The 20,686-nt window shown below is 29.8% G+C and carries 18 protein-coding genes and 1 pseudogene; 12 read left to right on the forward strand and 7 right to left on the reverse strand.

Annotated elements, in window-relative coordinates:
- On the reverse strand, nt 1-262 hold a 262-nt coding region (locus tag ABY863_RS08400; protein ID WP_372793818.1), incomplete at its 3' end, for a saccharopine dehydrogenase NADP-binding domain-containing protein.
- A gap of 462 nt (nt 263-724) precedes the next feature.
- Between ABY863_RS08400 and ABY863_RS08405 the strand changes: the two genes are divergently transcribed.
- A complete protein-coding gene (locus ABY863_RS08405; protein WP_372793819.1) occupies nt 725-1,480 on the forward strand; it encodes a membrane metalloprotease in 756 nt (251 codons plus the stop codon).
- A gap of 8 nt (nt 1,481-1,488) precedes the next feature.
- Here ABY863_RS08405 and ABY863_RS08410 read toward each other — a convergent pair whose 3' ends face one another.
- Complete coding sequence (locus ABY863_RS08410; RefSeq protein WP_372793820.1) at nt 1,489-2,421, reverse strand: TIGR01212 family radical SAM protein; 933 nt, start codon at nt 2,419-2,421, stop codon at nt 1,489-1,491.
- 64 nt (nt 2,422-2,485) lie between these two features.
- Between ABY863_RS08410 and ABY863_RS08415 the strand changes: the two genes are divergently transcribed.
- The gene (locus ABY863_RS08415; RefSeq protein ID WP_372793821.1) at nt 2,486-2,941 is read left to right on the forward strand and encodes a 3-oxoacyl-ACP synthase; all 456 of its coding nucleotides are present in this window, start codon (nt 2,486-2,488) and stop codon (nt 2,939-2,941) included.
- A 68-nt stretch (nt 2,942-3,009) separates the two neighbouring features.
- Here the strand turns inward: ABY863_RS08415 and ABY863_RS08420 are convergent, their stop codons facing one another.
- From ABY863_RS08420 to ABY863_RS08430, 3 genes are all read right to left on the reverse strand, one after another.
- Complete coding sequence (locus ABY863_RS08420; RefSeq protein WP_372793822.1) at nt 3,010-3,594, reverse strand: DUF2179 domain-containing protein; 585 nt, start codon at nt 3,592-3,594, stop codon at nt 3,010-3,012.
- Between the two features lie 259 nt (nt 3,595-3,853).
- Nucleotides 3,854-5,998, reverse strand: coding sequence for a prolyl oligopeptidase family protein (locus ABY863_RS08425; RefSeq protein WP_372793823.1), 2,145 nt, complete (start codon nt 5,996-5,998; stop codon nt 3,854-3,856).
- A gap of 94 nt (nt 5,999-6,092) precedes the next feature.
- Nucleotides 6,093-6,464, reverse strand: coding sequence for a DoxX family membrane protein (locus ABY863_RS08430; protein WP_372793824.1), 372 nt, complete (start codon nt 6,462-6,464; stop codon nt 6,093-6,095).
- 166 nt (nt 6,465-6,630) lie between these two features.
- Here ABY863_RS08430 and trxA point away from each other — a divergent pair, with 166 nt between their 5' ends.
- The 9 genes from trxA to ABY863_RS08475 all read left to right on the forward strand — a co-directional run bounded on the left by trxA (nt 6,631) and on the right by ABY863_RS08475 (nt 18,628).
- Complete coding sequence (gene trxA, locus ABY863_RS08435) at nt 6,631-6,990, forward strand: thioredoxin (RefSeq protein WP_372793825.1); 360 nt, start codon at nt 6,631-6,633, stop codon at nt 6,988-6,990.
- A gap of 475 nt (nt 6,991-7,465) precedes the next feature.
- A complete protein-coding gene (locus ABY863_RS08440) occupies nt 7,466-8,626 on the forward strand; it encodes a homogentisate 1,2-dioxygenase (RefSeq protein ID WP_372793826.1) in 1,161 nt (386 codons plus the stop codon).
- Nucleotides 8,627-8,688: 62 nt separating this feature from the next.
- Nucleotides 8,689-9,042, forward strand: a complete 354-nt coding sequence (locus ABY863_RS08445; protein WP_372793827.1) for a four helix bundle protein — start codon at nt 8,689-8,691, stop codon at nt 9,040-9,042.
- Between the two features lie 45 nt (nt 9,043-9,087).
- Nucleotides 9,088-10,245, forward strand: coding sequence for a 4-hydroxyphenylpyruvate dioxygenase (gene hppD / locus ABY863_RS08450; RefSeq protein WP_372793828.1), 1,158 nt, complete (start codon nt 9,088-9,090; stop codon nt 10,243-10,245).
- A gap of 103 nt (nt 10,246-10,348) precedes the next feature.
- Nucleotides 10,349-11,149: a DUF3108 domain-containing protein gene (locus ABY863_RS08455; protein ID WP_372793829.1), complete on the forward strand. Its 801-nt coding sequence runs from the start codon at nt 10,349-10,351 to the stop codon at nt 11,147-11,149.
- 56 nt (nt 11,150-11,205) lie between these two features.
- Nucleotides 11,206-12,435, forward strand: a complete 1,230-nt coding sequence (locus ABY863_RS08460; RefSeq protein ID WP_372793830.1) for a peptidoglycan DD-metalloendopeptidase family protein — start codon at nt 11,206-11,208, stop codon at nt 12,433-12,435.
- 49 nt (nt 12,436-12,484) lie between these two features.
- Nucleotides 12,485-14,050 (forward strand): glucose-6-phosphate isomerase, encoded by a 1,566-nt coding sequence (pgi, locus tag ABY863_RS08465; RefSeq protein WP_372793831.1) that lies wholly within the window; start codon nt 12,485-12,487, stop codon nt 14,048-14,050.
- Between the two features lie 213 nt (nt 14,051-14,263).
- Nucleotides 14,264-16,789: a TonB-dependent receptor domain-containing protein gene (locus tag ABY863_RS08470; RefSeq protein ID WP_372793832.1), complete on the forward strand. Its 2,526-nt coding sequence runs from the start codon at nt 14,264-14,266 to the stop codon at nt 16,787-16,789.
- A 12-nt stretch (nt 16,790-16,801) separates the two neighbouring features.
- Nucleotides 16,802-18,628, forward strand: a complete 1,827-nt coding sequence (locus tag ABY863_RS08475) for a hypothetical protein (RefSeq protein WP_372793833.1) — start codon at nt 16,802-16,804, stop codon at nt 18,626-18,628.
- Between the two features lie 688 nt (nt 18,629-19,316).
- Here the strand turns inward: ABY863_RS08475 and ABY863_RS08480 are convergent.
- A complete protein-coding gene (locus ABY863_RS08480; protein ID WP_372793834.1) occupies nt 19,317-19,655 on the reverse strand; it encodes an arsenate reductase family protein in 339 nt (112 codons plus the stop codon).
- An 81-nt stretch (nt 19,656-19,736) separates the two neighbouring features.
- Between ABY863_RS08480 and ABY863_RS08485 the strand changes: the two genes are divergently transcribed.
- Nucleotides 19,737-20,192: a DinB family protein gene (locus ABY863_RS08485; RefSeq protein WP_372793835.1), complete on the forward strand. Its 456-nt coding sequence runs from the start codon at nt 19,737-19,739 to the stop codon at nt 20,190-20,192.
- Nucleotides 20,193-20,315: 123 nt separating this feature from the next.
- Here ABY863_RS08485 and ABY863_RS08490 read toward each other — a convergent pair.
- Nucleotides 20,316-20,686: pseudogene (locus ABY863_RS08490) on the reverse strand (hypothetical protein); the annotation flags it as partial.

Consider the following 20,686-nt stretch of genomic DNA (forward strand, 5'->3'; position numbering starts at 1 on the left):
CTTCAATAATAGATTTTAAGGTTTCAAATCCTAAAAAACCAGGAACGGCACAAATTACCAAATCGAAAGGTTTTATGGTTTTTTGAAGTTCAATTTTGTCCGTTACGTCCAATTCAATTGGTGTAAGTTTATCGCATTTTTTCCCTGCTTTTTCTAAAGCAGTTTTGTTAAAATCGGTAATTGAAACTGAGTGATTTTTTGCCATATCAATAGCCATTGTGCTACCAACCATACCGGCACCTAATACAATTATATTGCTCATACTGTTTGTTTATTTTAAAATAATGATGAAATGAATTTTTGAAAGTTAGGAGTACTTGCTATATGAAAAGATGGATAATCCTTATAACCCAGGAATAAAAACCCAGGGCATTTGAGATAAGCTTTTTGTATAAAAAATTAACATACCTTAAACATACAAAATATTCATTAACTAAAACAAAAATATTTTGGCAAGCGTAAAAATTCCTGTTATAAAAATTAAAATAAGTACAATTGATTTAAATTTTTCTTAGAAAATGGTGTTTAGTATTTTCTTTCCTAAATAAGTTCCAACTATACTTACCACTAATAAAATAAATAAAAGTAAATAATCCAAAACTTATGTTTTAATTCCGCCTATTAAAATTACAATTTTTTTAGTGATTTCTATCTCTATTTTAATTAACTTTATAAGTGAATGAAAGTTCTTATTTATCATAATTGTTATTAAAAAGGTTCAATAATGAAAAATATATTTAAAATAAGTTTGCTCTTTTTTTTTCTTATTATCAGCTGTCAATCTGATAATGACATTAATGATAGCCCATATCCTTATTTGAATAATGTAGGATATTCAGCCTATGATATTTTATCAAATAACATTTTTACAGATATTATTATTGAAGTTTTATATGTTGATGAATATAGACCATCAGATGAAGCTTTAAATAATTTTAAAAGCCTTATAGAAGCAAGAACATACAAGAATATTATACAAATTAATACAAGATTAATCGATATTTCAATTGAGGAATCTTACACATTAGATGCCGTAATAAATATTGAAGATAATAATAGAAGTTATTATTCAAAAGCTAATCGGTTAGCAATTTTCGTTTTATTTTTAAATGGCAGTTCATCAAAAGATGAAGAAAATTCGGTAATACTTGGTATGGCTTATAGAAATACATCTTTTGTTATTTTTGAAGAAACCATACGTTTACTTTCAGATAGCGTAAATGAACCTAATAGTATGGTTTTAGAAGCTACTGTAATAGAACATGAATTTGGGCATCTTCTTGGGTTGGTAGATGTAGGCTCACCAATGATAAGTGACCATGAAGACATGGAAAATAATGCGCATTGTATTTCTGAAGATTGTTTAATGTATTATGAAATTGAAAGTGTAGACAGAACAAGGAATTTTAATTTTGAAGCACAAATACCAAAATTTGATTCTTTTTGTCTTGCAGATTTAAAAGCAAATGGAGGAAAATAAATAGTGTTTTACAGAATATAATGTTTTCCTTGCCAAGTATTTTTCTCAGTAAGTTTTTTATCTATTTTGGCAACTATTTCAAAGTTTTTAAGATTGTTCCATTTGGGTGCAATTAGCAAATCTTGAGGTGTTTCGCTAATAAATCGTTCAATAATGATATTTGGCCTTAATTGTCCAACAAAATCAGATATAAAATCAATATAGCTATCTGATGTAAATAAGTTGAAATTTTCAGGATTTCGTTTGTGTTGAACTGCCATTACAGAATTTTTTACAATTTGTAAATGATGCAGTTTCAAGGTGTCAATGGGTAATTTAGAAATTTCAGAAGCGTGATTTAAAAGTTCACTTTTCGATTCCTCAGGCAATCCAAGAATTAAATGAGCACCTAAATGAAATCCTTTATTTTTACATTTTTCATACGTTGCTTTTGTTTCTTCAAACGTATGACATCTGTTTACTTTTTCTAAAGTTCTGTTTAAAGTACTTTCAACACCAAATTCTAATGAAATGAAGTGTTTTTTTGATAAAAAAGATAAATAATCAATAATCTCTTCTGAAATACAATCGGGTCTTGTACCAATCACCAAACCAATAACTCCTTCAACATTTAAAGCTTCATTATACATTTTTTTAAGCGAATCTAAATCGGAATACGTATTTGTATATGCTTGAAAATAAGCTAAGTATTTTTGTGCTTTGTATTTTTTACCGAAAAATGAAATGCCTTGTTCTAATTGCTCTTTGATACTTTTTGTAGGTTCACAATAATCAGGATTAAATGTATTGTTATTACAATACGTACAACCACCATACCCTTTTGTACCATCTCTGTTAGGACAAGAAAACCCAATATCTAATGATATCTTTTGAACTCTTTCTCCAAATGTTGATTTGATGAATGAAGAATAATCTAAGTAACGTTTTCCTGTAAATTGCATGTGAAAAATTTGTATTGCAAAATTATTAAAAGAAGTTGGATTGGGTTACATTTACTTACTTATTATGAAAAATATTCAAGAAATAAAAAGGAAACTATACGAAGCTTGTCTATTGTTTGTAGATGAAAAATACAACACAGTTACTTCAATTATTGAATCTAATAAAAAAGCCTTGTTTTCAGAAACAAAAAGTTCCGCTGGTGATAAACACGAAACAGGAAGAGCCATGTTGCAATTAGAAATGGAAAAAGCAAGTCAGCAATTAGCTGTAATTTTTGAAATGAAAGAAGCATTATCTAAAATAGAAATTCAAAAAACTTCAAAAATGATATGTTTAGGAAGTTTAATTATCACCAATAAAGCATCTTATTTTTTAGCAATAAGCACTGGTAAAATTACTATTGAAAATACTAATTATTATGCAGTTTCTACCAATTCTCCAATAGGAAAACAACTGTTAGGAAAAAGCATTGGTGATAGGATTCCTTTTAATGAAGCTGAAATTTCCGCAATTTATTAGCTATTAAATCAAATAATCGCCAACTTCAGATTGATGACTGAAAAATCAAACAAGAAAATTTAAAATAACTATCTACCTTTTCGCATCCAACTAGGGCTTTTGAACTTTGATTTCTGGTTTAAATTTATATCATTATCATTCACATGACGAACATCTTCAATTGAATAGAAAGCGTTAGGATTAAAAAGGTTTATGATATCAATGATATTTTTATTTTCGGTACGCTTTACCACCAAATAAATAATATGAACACTACTTTTATTACCATCTGCAACAATAGAAGTGATTTTATAACCGCCATTTATCAATTTTTCAATTAAAGATGTAGCGTCTTTTTGGGTAATAATTCTAAACATTTGAACTCCCATTGCCAATTTTTCTTCAATAATTAAACCAATATAATTTCCTGTTGCAAATCCGGCAGCGTAAGCAATATAGCAAGCTACATTATCAAGATTTTGCATAATTTTTGTAATAGCAATCAGCCAAATTAAAACTTCAAAAAACCCCAATAATGGGGCTAAAAATTTGTTGCCTTTAGCAACAAATACAATGCGAAGAGTATCAAGTGTGACATCAACAATACGCGAAAAGAATATCATCAATGGTAAAATAAAATATGTAAACCAAAAAGAAAAATCTGTTACATCCATAATTATTTAAAGTCTAAGATTTTATGAATACAAAAACACGGATGGTATTTAATTGTTAACAGTGACCATTAAATAGTTTTTGCAATTTATTTTTATATTGGATTGATTTAAAAAAACGTCAACTTGAACTTGATTCAGGGTGACGACCTTCAAAATTTTTAGACAGCCTTTTTTAAAATTATGTCAGTCTGAGCTTGTTGAAGACTTATTCTTAAGATTTAAGAAACTTCAACAAGCTCAGACTGACATGTTATATAAACTATTCTTTAATTTTAACTTTATTAGGCAATTCTTTATAGCCCATATTGTACAAAGTAAAACCAAAAATATCAGCATATTGTTCAATAGTTTTTGAAACTGGTGTTCCTGCACCGTGACCTGCATTTGTTTCAATGCGAATTAAGGCTGGGTTATTACCAGTTTGTTTTGATTGTAGTTCAGCAGCAAATTTAAATGAATGTGCAGGTACAACTCTATCATCGTGATCTCCTGTAGTTACTAAAGTTGCAGGATATTCAACACCTTCTTTAATAGTATGAACTGGAGAATATCCTTTTAAATATTCAAACATTTCTTTTGAATCTTCAGAAGTTCCATAATCATACGCCCAACCAGCACCGGCAGTAAAAGTGTGATAGCGTAGCATATCCATAACACCAACGGCAGGTAAGGCAACTTTCATTAAATCTGGTCTTTGAGTCATTGTTGCACCTACCAATAAACCACCATTTGAGCCTCCTCTAATCGCTAAATAGTCAGATGAGGTGTATTTATTTTCAATTAAATATTCAGCAGCAGCAATAAAGTCATCAAAAACATTTTGCTTTTTCATTTTAATACCTGCATCATGCCATGCTTTTCCATATTCGCCACCACCACGTATATTAGGAACTGCATAAATTCCACCTTGTTCCATCCAAACAGCATTGGTAATGCTAAAAGAAGGTGTTAAACTAATATTAAATCCACCATAACCATATAAAATAGTTGGGTTTTTACCGTTTAACACGGTTCCTTTTTTATAGGAAATAATCATTGGAATTTTTGTTCCATCTTTTGAAGTATAAAAAACCTGATGAGATTCAAAATCATTAGATTCAAAATCAATAGCTGGTTTTTTATATAATTCTGATTCCCCTGACACTGTTTTAAATGAATAAATTGAACCAGGAGTAATATAATTTGAGAATGAATAATAGATAACTTCATCGTCTTTTTTTCCGCTAAAACCACCTGCTGAACCAACACCGGGAAGTTCAATATCTCTAATTAATGTACCATTATAATCATATTGTTTTACTTGAGAAACGGCATCAACCATATAGTTGGTAAATATAAAGCCATTTGCTTTTGATGGTGATAATACATTGTTAGTTTCTGGAATTACATCAACCCAATTTTTTGAATCAACATTAGCTACATTTGCAGAAACAATACGTTTGTTTGGAGCGTCTAAATTGGTAACTAATAATAATTTACCATCTTTATGATCTAATACTGAAGTGTCATAGTCAAAACCTAAAATAATTGGTTTTATTGGACTGTTTGGATTTGATAAATCTTTAAAATACAATTCATTTCCGTTAGTAGAAATTGAGGCACTTATAATTAAGTATTTTTCATCTTCTGTAACACTTCCGCCAACATATCTTCTTTTTTCGTTTTCACCAAATATAATTTTATCATCAGTTTGTTTTGTTTCTAATTTATGATAAAACAATCTGTGTTGATCTGTTTTTGCAGAAAGCTCACTTCCTTTAGGTTTTTCGTAACTTGAATAGAAGATTCCTTCATTACCTTTCCAAGCCATTCCACTAAATTTTACATCAATTAGGGTGTCTTCTTTTATTTCTTTTGAAATAGCATCCATTACAATAATTTTCCTCCAGTCAGATCCACCTTCAGAAATAGCATACGCAACAATACTTCCGTCTTTTGAAAAAGAAATTTCACCTAAAGAAGTAGTACCATCTTCAGAAAAAGTATTTGGATCTAAAAATACTTCTGGTTCTTCATTTTCTTTATGTCTATAAAGAACATATTGATTTTGTAAACCATTGTTTTTATAAAAGTAAGTGTATTCTCCTTCTTTAAAAGGGGAACCTATTTTTTCGTAATTCCATAGCTTTTCTAATCTATTTTTTAAATCTTCACGGAAAGGAATAGTAGCTAAATAATTAAACGTAACGGTATTTTGCGCCTTTACCCATTCAGCAGTTTCTGTAGACATGTCATCTTCTAACCAACGGTATGCGTCTTTAACTTTTGTTCCAAAATAATCAGTTACGGTATCAACTTGTTTTGTAGTAGGATAATTCAATTTTATTTCATTTTTTTCAGATTCAGAATTTTTACAGGAAATTAAAAAAATTCCAATCAGCGTTAACAATAGTATATTTTTCATGGTTTTATTATTTAAGTAAGAACAAATTTAACTAAAAAAGGTATACTCTGTTGAGTATACCTTGTATTTTTGATTGATTAAAATTGCTAGTAAATTAAAAAAGTATTTTTAATTTACTCCAGTTGTCATATATTAAGATACCATTTATAATAGTTACAATAGCGGCAGGTCCAATTCCCGCAGGAGCTAAAAACAAATGGAAAAAGATCATATTTACAGAAATTGGAGCTAAAACTATTAAAGCAAAAGGCACCCATTTTTTAACAAGTAATAATAAACCTACAACAACTTCGGAAGCTCCTACCAATTTAAGCATATAACCTGAAGCCATCATAGCTCCCATTAAGTTTCCTGCAGGTTCAGGCATTTCCATGTGTGGCATAAAATCTAGAAACTTGTTAGCTCCAAATATTAGGAGAATTAATCCTAATAAGATGCGTAATACCATCGTTAATTTTGAATTCATAATAATTAAGGTTTTAGTTTATAATTAGTTAATGAAGTCGTTAAATTACTAAATTAATTACAATAGTAACTATTGTTACTTAGAATTTGTAAGTTTTTATGTCAATTTGTCGTCAAATAAAGCGGCATTAATATTGCTTTATTATATAAAAATAAATTTTAAAAGAATGACTGAATTATTAACAAAACAAACCTTTTTAGAAAAGGTGTTTGATTTCGAAAAAAATAAAGAGTGGAAGTTTGAGGGTGATTTACCTTGTATTATTGATTTTTATGCAGATTGGTGTGGACCATGTAAAATGGTTGCTCCAGTTTTAGAGGAATTAAGTAATGAATATGAAGGTAAAATTAATATTTATAAAGTAGATACTGAAGTTGAGCAAGAATTAGCAGCAGCATTTGGAATTAGAAGTATCCCTTCTATGCTATTTGTACCAAAAGAAAGTGAACCTCAAATGAGTCAAGGAGCACTTCCTAAACATCAATTAGAACAAATTATAGCAGACGTTTTAAAAGCATCAAAATAAACCCCAAAAACCCCAAAAATTAAGTCGCACATTGTGTGGCTTTTTTTATTCAAAAATAGCCTAATATTTCAATGTTGTTTTAAGTCTTAAAATGGCTATATTTTAAAAAAAGACATGTTTAGAGATGCAAGATAGTTATGAAGTGCATTTTTTAGAAATAGACACAGCTAAATTTCTTCTATTAGAATGTCTCTGAGCTTACTCCTAGATTATTTACATAATTAGACTTTCAAAAAAAAGTTTATATTTGTAATTATGATACAAAGTTGGATAGGCTTATTGGCACTTCTTAAATTCTTTATTAAAAGAGATCCTGAATGAAATCTTTCATTCTAAAGGTGCTTTTTTTAATTCAATAAATATGTACCTTTAATTCATTATAAATTTAACTAAAATAAATTATCACTCTAAGTTGAATCGTTTTTAAAATAATTTTTCTCCTTTTTTGGGGTATTCATAACTAAAAAAACATAAAATGCCTAGATATTATTCATTAGGTAAAATACCACCTAAACGTCATACAACTTTTGAAAAACCAACTGGCGGCCTTTATCAAGAAGAGCTTTTTGGAACTGCAGGTTTTGTAGGAATGTCTTCCTTATTATATCATTTAAATCCACCAACCGTTGTTTCAGAAATAAAACAACTAAAAATTGTTGCGCCAAAAATAGCGATTGAAAAAAATATGAAAGCGTTAAGTTTTAAAGGATTTTCTTTAAAGCCTGAAACTGATTATTTAGACAGTCGTAAAACATTGTTTGTAAATAATGATTTACATATTGGGTTAGCTGCTCCAAAAGAATTCTCTTCTTCTTATTTCTACAAAAATGCAGATGCAGATGAAATGCTTTTCGTTCATATTGGTTCAGGAACTTTAAAAACGATGTATGGTACTATTGAATTTAAATATGGAGATTATTTAATTATACCACGAGGTACCGTTTATCAAATTGATTTTGATACTGAAGAAAACAGATTACTTTATGTAGAATCTTTTAGTCCAATTGTAACACCAAAACAATATCGAAATAATTTTGGGCAATTATTAGAACATTCACCATTTTGTGAACGTGATTTCAGATTACCAACTAATTTACAAACGTATGATGAAAAAGGAACTTTTAGAGTTTTAATCAAAAAACAAGGTGTTTTGTGGGAATATATGTATAGCAATCACCCATTTGATGTTGTTGGTTGGGACGGATTTAATTATCCGTACGCATTTTCAATACATGATTTTGAACCAATTACAGGTCGTATTCATATGCCACCACCAATTCACCAAACTTGGGAAGCGGCAGGTTTTGTAGTTTGTTCTTTTGTGCCAAGAATGTACGATTATCATCCAAAATCAATTCCGGCTCCATATCATCATAGCAATATAGACTCTGAAGAAATATTGTATTATGTTGATGGTGATTTTATGAGTAGAAATAACATTGAAAAAGGTCAAATAACCTTGCATCCTGGAGGAATTCCTCACGGACCACACCCTGGAGCTATTGAAAGAAGTGTTGGTAAAAAATTTACGGAAGAATTAGCGGTTATGATTGATCCTTTTAAACCAGTTATGATTACTGAAGAAGCATTAAATTTACAAGTAGATGATTATTATAAATCTTGGATAACCGATTAATTTGACTCTTAGAAAAGAGATTAAAGACAAAAGACCAAGCAAGTTATATAACTTAGATTAATATGAAAAGGCATAATTATAAAAAATTAAAAATTTGGCAATTGGGTTTAGAAATTTCAAAAAATGTTTCTGATATTTTAAATGATTTTCCAAAACACGAAAGATTTGATTTAAGTTTACAAATAAGTAGATGTTCAATTTCAATACCTAGTAATATTGCTGAAGGTTCTGCAAGAACTGACAAGTCCTTTTCTCATTTTCTTAATATTTCTTTAGGGTCTTCTTTTGAACTTTCAACACAACTTTTAATTGCTCATCACAGAACATATATTAATACAGAAATATTAAATAAAATGGAAGAAAAAATTGAAGAATTTCAAAAAATGACTATGGGTTTCCAAAATGGTATAATTTAGTCTTTTCTCTATCTTCTTTTTTCTTTTATAAAAAAATATAAAAAAATGTCAGATTTAAAAAGTAAACAAAATTTTAATTACGGATTGGAAAAAATATTTTCAGAAGCTGAAGATTTTTTACCTTTACTAGGAACGGACTACGTTGAATTTTACGTTGGAAACGCCAAACAAGCAGCACATTATTACAAAACTGCATTCGGATTTCAATCTTTAGCCTATGCAGGTTTAGAAACTGGAATAACCGACAGAACTAGTTATGTGTTAGTTCAAGATAAAATACGTTTGGTGTTAACTACACCTATGCCAAATTCAGAAAATAAAGAAATTTCAGAACACATTTCAACACATGGCGATGGTGTAAAAGTAGTGGCTCTTTGGGTAGAAGATGCAACAAAAGCTTGGGAAGAAACCACAAAAAGAGGTGCCAAATCGTTTCTAAAACCTACCAAAGAAAGTGATAAAAATGGTGAAGTTGTTCGTTCAGGAATTCACACCTATGGAGATACAGTTCATATTTTTGTAGAACGTAAAAACTATACAGGTGTATTTCTTCCGAAGTTTGAAAAATGGGAATCAACTCACAATCCTAAAGATGTTGGTTTGCGTTATATAGATCATATGGTTGGAAATGTTGGTTGGAACGAAATGAATGTTTGGGCTAAATTTTACAAAGATGTCATGGGTTTTGCAAACTTAATTACTTTTGATGATAAAGATATTTCAACACAGTTTACTGCCTTAATGAGTAAAGTAATGACCAATGGAAATGGGCGTGTAAAATTTCCAATAAATGAACCTGCTGAAGGAATTAAAAAATCTCAAATTGAAGAATATTTAGATTTTTACAATGGTGCAGGAGTTCAACACATAGCCGTTGCAACAAACAATATTTTAGAAACGGTAAAAGAAATGACCGCACGTGGAGTGGAATTTTTATATGTTCCAGGCTCTTATTATGACACTGTTTTAGATAGAGTTGGAGAAATTGATGAAAATTTAGCTGAATTAAAAGAGTTGGGAATTTTAGTTGACCGAGATGATGAAGGTTATTTATTGCAAATTTTCACAAAACCAGTGACTGATAGACCCACATTATTTTTTGAAATTATTCAACGAAAAGGGGCACAATCATTTGGAAAAGGAAATTTTAAAGCCTTATTTGAAAGCATTGAAGCAGAACAAGAACGTAGAGGTACTCTATAATAGCTAATAATTTAATAAATGCTTAACTTCATTTGCTACCCTTTTATTATTTTTGGCTTAATAATTGCATTTTTAACAAAATAACTATGAACACAATAATCAAATGATAAAACGACTAATTATATTGTTTCTTCTTATTTCTGCAGTTTCATTCGGACAATCAGTTAAAAAAGAAGATAGTGCCACTAAATTTGCCTTTCAAAAAGGTGAATGGCTTAAATTTAGAATGAGCTATAGTAATTTCCTAAACGCTGGTTTTTCAACAATGGAAGTGAAAGAGTTAAAAAACAACGGTAAAGATGCTTTTCATTTTATTGGAGAAGGAAAATCTACGGGGCTAATAAGTTTATTTTTTAAAGTAAAAGATAACTACCAATCGTATATGTACAAAGAAAGTCTACAACCATTTAGATCTATTCGAAAAATTGATGAAGGTGGCTATACAAAAGATCAGGAAACTTTTTTCGACTATAATATGAATGAGGCGACTGTAAAAAACTATAAGCATAATACCGAAACAAAGCATCCTATTAATAAAAATATACAAGACATCCTTTCTTCATTATATTATATTAGAAATCAAAATATCCGCAATTATAAAATTGGTGAAGAAATTGAATTAGATATGTTTTTTGATGATGAAATTAATAAATTTAAACTTCGCTTTTTGGGAAAAGAAATCATAAAAACAAAATTCGGTAAAGTTAAATGCTTGAAATTTATGCCAATGGTACAATCTGGTCGTGTTTTTAAAGAAGAAGAAAGTGTTACTATTTGGATAAGTGATGATGAAAATAAAATTCCGCTTCGTATTAAAGCCTCATTAGTAGTTGGTTCATTAAGAGCAGATTTAGATGCTTTTAAAGGTTTAGCTCATCCTTTTAATATTATTTTTGACAATTAAATTGTATTTTTGCGTTATTAAATTTTCACCTAATTAATTCGTAAATAATCAAGCCATTGAAAAAAATAGTATTCCTTCTAATTATTGTTGTATTTGCAGCATGTGCCGATAAAAAAAAGAGTGATAATATAGCTGTAGATTCTGTTGAACCAGAAATTATTTTTAAATATGGTTATAAATTAAATGATTATAAAGTAATTCATGACACTATTAAATCTGGAGAAAATTTTAGTGAAATACTTGATAGGCACCATATTGACTATCCAAAAGTATTAGAAATTGTTTCCAAAATAAAGGATACTTTTAATGTTCGAAAGATTAGAACTGGAATTCCATATACTATTTTAGCAAAAACAGACTCCACAGAAGTCGCTCAAGTTTTTATATACAAGCACTCTCAAGTTAATTATACAGTTATTGATTTTAAAGACTCAATAATAAAAGCCTACAATGCCAAAATACCAGTAAAAACAGTTGTTAAAACAGTTGCGGGTGTTATTACAAGCAACCTTTCAAACGCTATGGATGATCAAGGTTTAAGCCCGTATTTAACCTATAAAATGGCTGATGATATTTATGCTTGGACTATTGATTTTTCGAAACTTCAAGAAAATGATAAATTTAAATTAATATATGAGCAATTATATATTCATGATACAATTCCAGTTGGTATTGGAGAAGTAAAGGCTGCTTATTTTGAACATGGAGGCAAGCCTTTTTATGCTTTTAAATATGTAGCTGATTCTATCATGGGTATTCCAGATTACTATGATGATGAAGCAGCAAATTTACGTCGTCAATTTTTAAAAATGCCAGTTAAATTTAGCAGAATATCTTCCAAATATAATCTACGAAGAAAAATAGCTTACTATGGAAATAAAATAAGAGCGCATAAAGGTACAGATTATGCAGCGCCTGTTGGAACTCCTATTATGACAACTGCAAATGGAACCGTCATAGAATCTCAATACAAAGGAGGTAATGGGAATTATGTAAAAGTGAGACATAATAGCACCTATAGCACGCAATACCTACACATGAGCAAAAGAGCTGTAAAAGTTGGTAATGTAGTTAAACAAGGTGATATAATTGGTTATATTGGTATGACGGGTAATACTGCAGGACCACATGTATGTTATCGTTTTTGGAAAAATGGAGAACAAGTTGACCCTTTAAAACAAAAATTACCAGTTGCTGAACCTATGAAAGAAACGATTAAACCTATATATTTTAAGTTTATTGACCCTCTTAAATCTAAATTAGATTCCATTAAATATTCTCATTAACAGACTAGATTTTAACTTTAAAAGTAGAATTAGATTCTTAAATTAAATCATGAAAAACATTAACCCAACTGAAACAAAAGCTTGGCAAAAGCTTACAAATCATTATAACGAAGTTAAAAACCAACATTTAAAATCATTATTTAGTAATGATATTAATAGAAAAGAAAAATTTAGCATCAATTTTAATGACTTTGAATTTGATTATTCTAAAAATAGAATTACAGAGGAAACACTCCAGTATTTATTAGAATTAGCAGATGAAGTTGATCTAAAAAGTGCTATTAATTCGCTATTTTTAGGTGAAAAAATCAATCAGACTGAAAAAAGAGCTGTTTTGCATACAGCGTTAAGAAGCCAATTAAATAATGAAGTATTTGTTGATGGTGAAAATATAGTACCTGAAATTAAAGAAGCATTAAAAAAAATAGAAATTTTCACTAACAAAGTAGTTTCTGGAGATTGGAAAGGGTATACTAATAAATCAATTACCGATATTGTAAATATTGGTATTGGTGGATCAGATTTAGGTCCAGATATGATTGTTGAATCATTAAAATATTACAAAAATCAACTGAATGTTCATTTTGTTTCTAATATAGATGGTGATCACGTTCAAGAAGTCATCAAAAACTTGAATCCTGAAACAACACTATTTGTTATTGTTTCAAAAACATTTACAACACAAGAAACACTTACAAATGCAACCACTATAAAAAAGTGGTTTTTGCAAACAGCTTCTGAAAGTGATGTTGCCAAACATTTTGTGGCAGTTTCAACCAATTTAGAAACCGTTAAAAACTTTGGAATTGCTTCAGAAAATATTTTCCCTATGTGGGACTGGGTTGGTGGTCGCTTTTCATTATGGAGCGCCGTTGGACTTTCAATTAGTTTAGCTGTAGGTTTTCAAAACTTTAAAGAATTGTTAATAGGTGCGTTTGAAATGGATGAACATTTTAAAAATACACCTTTTGAAAAAAATGCGCCCATAATTTTAAGTTTAATAGGTATTTGGTATACCAACTTTTTTAATACTGAAACCGAAGCCATTTTACCATATACGCAATACTTAAGCAAATTAGCACCTTATTTACAACAAGCCATTATGGAAAGTAATGGTAAAAGTGTTGACAGAAATGGAAACCCTGTTAATTACCAAACAGGAAATGTTATTTGGGGAAGTACAGGAACTAACTCACAACATGCTTTTATGCAATTATTGCATCAAGGAACCAAACTAATTCCTGCGGACTTTATTGGATTTAAAGAATCTCTTTATGGAAATAAAGAACACCACGAAAAATTAATGGCTAATTTCTATGCTCAAACCCAAGCGCTAGCTGAGGGTAAAACAAAAGAAGAAGCACATTTAGATTTAAAAACACAGGGTAAAATGAATGAAATTGAAACTTTATTACCCTATAAAGTTTTTGAAGGAAATAAACCTAGTACTACCATTTTAATAGAAAAACTGACACCTAAAACTTTAGGAAGCCTCATTGCTTTTTATGAACATAAAATATTTGTTCAAGGAATCATTTGGAATATTTTTAGTTATGATCAATTTGGAGTTGAGTTAGGGAAAGAATTAGCACAAAAATTATATAAAAATTCCTAATTTTTTTAGCACTCACAAAAGCAACCATCTTTTAAAAATAACATCTGTTAATAAACTGTTAACATTTAAACTAATGGATACCTGTTTATATGGTGTTTTTTATTATTTTTAAGGTTCTTAATTTTTTGTTAAAACTTAACAATTAATTAAAATTACAGTTCAATAAAAAGGTGCATTTTTGCACAAACATTTAATTCAAATTCAAATTACACAATGAGAAATTTTAAAAATTGGCTAGTGGTAGTTATGTTGATTTCAACATCTGCCATTTTTGCACAAACCAAACTTACTGGTAAAATTGTTGATGAAACAAATCAACCATTACCAGGCGCTACTGTAGTTCTTCAGGGAGCACAATCAGGAGCTTCATCAGATTTTGATGGAAATTTTACATTTGAAACTTCAAGTGCTAATGGTACTATTTTGGTTTCATTTGTTGGTTATGAAACCAAAACATTAACATTTAACGGGGCTAAAAATTTTGGCACTATTGCCTTAAACCCTTCTGCAGAGTCTTTAGATGAGATTGTGATTACTGCAACATCTTTCGCTATTGCAAGAAAAACACCAGTTGCAGTTTCAACTGTAAAAGCTGATGTTATTGAAAATAAATTAGGATCTCAAGAGTTTCCTGAAATCTTAAAATCTACTCCAGGTGTTTATGCAACTAAATCAGGTGGTGGTTTTGGAGATGGTGGTTTAACACTTAGAGGATTTAACTCTGAAAACGTAGCGGTTATGATTAACGGTGTACCTGTTAATGATATGGAAAACGGTAGAGTTTACTGGAGTAACTGGGCTGGTTTAGCTGATGTTACAAGTGCTATGCAAGTGCAACGTGGTTTAGGAGCTTCTAAAGTAGCTGTTCCTTCTATTGGAGGTACGGTAAACATCTTATCTAAAACAACGGATATGGAAAAAGGTGGAAATATTTTCACTAGTACAGGAAATGATGGGTACCAAAAATATGGAGCAACTGTTTCAACAGGATTGTTAGATAATGGTTTTGCTGCTACAGTTTCAGCTTCTAAAACTAAAGGGAATGGATATGTTGATGGAACAGAATTTGAAGGATATAGCTATTTTGCTAATATATCAAAACAAATAGGTGATAATCATAAAATCTCTATAACTTCTTTTGGTGCTCCACAATGGCACGGACAAAGACAAAATCAAAGTTTAATTTCTACTTACAGAAATGCTGAAAGTGGTATTAAATTTAATCCTAACTGGGGTCTTAGAGACGGAAATGTTGTAAATGTTGAAGATAACTTCTATCATAAATCACAAACTTCTTTAAATCACTACTGGACAATTAGTGATAAAACAAATTTATCTACAGCACTTTATGCTTCTTGGGGAACAGGAGGTGGTGGTGGAACTGCTGGTAACACAGGTTTATTCAACGAAAGAATAGGTGGTTCAGACCAACCAATAGATATCGATAATATTGTAGCTTTAAATAGAGCTAACGGAGCTTTAGGAGCTGAAGCTTATTTAAGAGCTTCTAGAAATGACCACAGTTGGTTTGGAGCTTTATCAACTTTAAAAACGGAGTTAAATGATCACTTATCATTTGTAGGAGGTGTAGACATCAGATCATATGTTGGGAAACATTTCTCTGAAGTTACAGATTTATTAGGGGCTGATTATGCTTATGATAACAATAACGTAAACAACCCAAATGCAGCTTTACAAGTGGGAGATAAGCGTGATTACTGGAATGATGGTGAAGTTGAATGGCAAGGTTTATTTACCCAATTAGAGTATGACAAAGATAACATTGCTGGTTTTGTTTCAGTTGCTGTTTCAAATACTTCTTATGTAAGAGTTGATTACTTTAACTACTTAGATAGTGATGCTTTACAAACAACGGATCAATATAATTTCACAGGGTATAGTGTAAAAGGTGGTGCTAACTACAATATTAATGGTGAACATAACGTATTTGCAAACATTGGATATTTTGAAAAAGCACCAGGATTTGATGCTGTTTTCTTAAATTTTGATAATGAGCATATCAATGCTGATGCTGAAAATCAAAAAATATTTAGTACTGAATTAGGGTATGGCTTTAAGGGTCGAAATTTTGGAGCTAATGTTAATATTTATAGAACTGAATGGAAAGATAGAACGTTAACAAGAAGTTTTGCTAATCCTGATGGTTCATTCAACTCTGCTAATATATTAGGAGTTAATGCAATACATCAAGGTGTTGAGTTAGACTGGACTTACAGAGCTTCAGATAAATTAACCCTAACAGGTATGCTTTCTTTAGGAGACTGGACTTGGGATAATAATGTTGAAAATGTGCAAATATTTGATGATTCACAAAATTTAGTTCAAACCATAAATTTATTTATTGAAGGATTAAAAGTGTCAGATGCTGCTCAAACAACTGCTGCTTTAGGTTTTGATTATGAGTTAATGAAAAAAACACATTTCACTATGGATTTCAACTATTTTGCTGATATCTATGCTCGTTACGATCCAAATAGAAGAACTTCCGTAGGTCCACAAGCTTGGTCACTTCCTGATTATTCAACATTTGATATGAGCATTAGACATGGATTTAAAATTGGTGATTTAGATGCAACCTTAACAGGTAGAATGAACAATGTATTTGACACTCAGTATATTTCTGATGCAACTGATGGCGTAGGTTCAGTAACTGAAACTGCCTATGTTTGGTATGGTTATGGAAGAACATTTAATATTAGTGCAAAACTTAAATTTTAAAAATATATAATTATGAAAAAATTTATTTATTTATTACCGGTTTTGGCCTTATTTTTTACGGCCTGTGACCCTATGGATGAAATATATGCAGACATTGATGCTCAGGAGAACATTATAGTTGGTGATGCTAATTATACACTTACAGATGATGATTATTCTATTTTAGAATTAGACGGAGGTTTCGAATCTGTAGATGATGTTAAATCTATGGTTCCTAATTTTCTTACTGGTAAATATCCTGTATGGGGAAAAGGCTCTTCAGTTTTAGTTAACTATAATATGATAGGAGGTCTTACTGATTTAGCAGAAGTTAGCAACTATGTTAATGCTGTAAACTACACTTTAAATATAGATGATTATGCTGCAAGCGGAAGTGATGTTTTAGGTTTTTATCCAGCTATTACACCAAGTGATTTTTTAGAAGATGTACTTACTGACAATGTTGAAGCAGTAGAAGGTGATGTTGCATTGGTAAAATATGTTCAATTTACTGAAGAACCTATTATAACAACTACTACTAATTATTTATTAGCAGATGATTTTGATTATGGTTCTGTTGCTGGAGATTTATCAGCTATTAGTGATTGGGTAGGTCATTCAGGAGGTGCACCATTAGTAGGGTACACAACGACAAGTTTAGCTATGGTAAATTATCCTTCATCTGACATAGGAGGTGCTGCATCAATAGATGGTTTTGGTTCACAAGATGTTAATCGTTCATTTACTCCTAAAGCCTCAGGAACAGTTTATTTAAGTGCCTTGGTAAATTTAAGTGCTGTTGGTGCTGATACTGGAACTTACTTTTTTCACTTATTAGATCAAGGAACTAATTTTAGAGCAAGAGTTGGCGCTATGAGTGATGGTAATGGAGGGATGTGGTTTGGAATTGGAGCGAGTTCAAGTACATTAACGTTTGGAGCTAATTCTTTTGCTTTTGATACAACTTATCTTATTGTTGCATCTTACAATATAGACAATGGTACATCTAATTTATATGTATTAACAACTCCTGAGGCAACTGAGCCTCTAACTCCAGAAGCAACAAACATAGGTACAGCTGGTACAATTATTGAAAGAATAGGTATACGCCAAGGGTATAATGGACCAACAGGAATTATTGATGGTGTACGTGTTACTAATTCTTGGGCAGATCTTATGGTTAATGATATTGCTGTTGATGTACAAGGTGATAAAACTTACACAGATGTTTATTATACATTTAATGGTGAATATTGGAATCCATCAACTAATGTATATTATTTAACTTCTGATGATTATGACTCTATGGGTACAGCTTCAGGTCAACCAGGTAAATATAATAACTTTGATAGTGGTATAGCTCCAGCTAATTATTTGCCAACTTTCCTTGCATTAGCACACCCATTTGCACAAGAAGAAGATGCATTAATTGTAATGTATAAATATTACATTAGTGGAACAGGTACTAGAGTTAGAGGAAATTTATATACTGTAATTGATGGTGTATGGACAGCTCATAGTTCATCTTTACAATTTGGTCATGATGGAAACTCTTGGTTACCAGATAATACTATTAAATACACCTTAGTAAATTCTGACTACGAATATATGTCTGCTCAATTATCAGGTGATCCTGAATATGCAGACCTTTGGGATAGCTTAGGTTATTATCATGATTATGATTACCATTGGACTGAAGCACAAATTGTTCATTCACTAGGTATTTTAGCTAATAATATTAATCCAACGGCTGAAGAAGGTCAAAAATATACGTTCACTTATCTTCTTTATGATAACGGTTTAAACACAGTAAGCACTAATGTTATATTAACTAACGGTGTTTGGGTTTTAAATAACTAAATTCTGAAATAGTAAATTTTAAAAACCTCCCCAATTGGGGAGGTTTTTTTATGTTTTAACTTAAGTAATGAAATTTAAGAATAAACCTATAATCTATTCCAAAACGTATCTTCAAGAAAATTTTATTGAATATGATCATTCAAAGTATAGTACTATAAAATCTTCTAAAGAAGGTCTTTTTAAACAATTCAAAATTTTAAACTTAACTTTAAATTGTTTGTAATTACTTTATTATTTGTGTAATAAAACTGTTTATAAATAAGGGTAATAAAAGATGTTTTATTCTTATGTTTTCACTATCTTTATAAAACCTTCAAAAGCCTTATTCTAAAGGGTTTTTTATGCATCTTGTATTTATACTACTATTTTTTAAAATTAATTGTACATTATTCACTAAAATATAGTACATTATTTACACAAATTATCTACTATATAAACCAAACTTAACCTTAGAAAAGACAAAGTTTATACGGTTACTTTACAAAAAGTATACGGTTGCGGAACAAAATTTAATAGGGAAGTTATTTTGAAATCATACAATAGCATAAAAATATTGTTTTTAAAAGGTATATAAAAACCATGTTTCAAGTATATCTCATTCATTTTAGTTAAAATTACTTGAAGGTTTTCATTTTATTAAAAATTAAACCATTTCATTTCTTGTTAAATTTAATTGATTGTAACAGTTCTATTTTTGATGAATGTCAACTCTTTTTTTAGTGTTTCCAACGTACACTTCTTGCTCATTTACAATAACAGGACGTTTTAAAAAAGTGTATTCATCTAAAATTAATTGACGATAATCCTTTTCAGTTAAAACCTGATTTTTCAAGTCCATTTGCTTGAACTTTTTTGCTTTTCTACTAAATAAAACTTCGTAACTGTTGGTTAGCCCATACAATTCATCTAATTGTAGTACAGTAATTGGCGCTGTTTTTATTTCTTGTAAAATATAACCGGAAGTATCCATTTCTTTTAAGATTCTTCTATTGGTGTCACACGTTTTTAAGTGATATATTTTTTTCATGAGTTTAATAGTATGCGTTTATGTAAAATTAATCTGTTTTTATTCTAAATTTGAATACTTTTAATAAAAAAATCAAAAACAATGCAAAAACAGTTCGATACCTTAAAAAAATCAAGACTATTAACCTTAAATATTATTGAAAACCTTACCATGGAACAATTAAATAAAATTCCGGAGGGTTTTAAGAATAATATTGCGTGGAATATTACACACTTAGTGGTAACACAGCAATTGTTATGTTATAAATTATCGGGTTTAGATTGTTTAATTTCAGAAGAAATGATTCTTAATTTTCAAAAAGGAACGTCACCAACCTATACTATTTCTGAAGATGAATTTAATAGTATTAAAAAGCTATTTTTAGAGCTTCCAGAGCGGTTAAAAGAAGATTATGATACTGGATTATTTAAAAACTATTTTGAATACAAAACAAGTGTAGGTATTAATTTAAACACAATTGAGGATGGTATTTTATTTAACCTATACCATGAAGGAATTCATCTTGGAGTTATACTACAATTATTAAAATTTATATAGTAGAAGTGAGTTTGCAACCAAATTTTAAATGTCCTATTAATTAAACTGAAATAAATATAAAAAAGCGTGTTTTTGTGGATAACAAAAACACGCTTTTTTATGCTTTAATAAGAAAGGTTTTACTTAGTTTAAGTAATAAACATACCCTACATGAACCCATAATAACCAATCATTATATTTGTTGGCAGGATCTAGCTTTGCATTTAAACCATCAACATAATTTGAAAAGAAATATTGCCAACGAGATTCAATTAATATATCAGAGTATTCTCCTAATTTATGTCTTGTTCCAATTCCTAACGTAGCAGATGTAGTAATATTTGCTTTAACATTTATAGCTCCAGGCACTTGCCATTTTTCATAAATAACTGAAATATCCTGTGTCCAATCCCCTAAATCCGATTTTAAATCAGGGTTATAAAAATCAACCATAAAACCAGCACTTATATAAGGAGACCACTTTAAATCTGGAATTCTTCTTGAACCAAAATCTA

Origin of the sequence: Lutibacter sp. (assembly GCF_041562875.1) — a bacterium.
Taxonomy (GTDB): domain Bacteria; phylum Bacteroidota; class Bacteroidia; order Flavobacteriales; family Flavobacteriaceae; genus Lutibacter.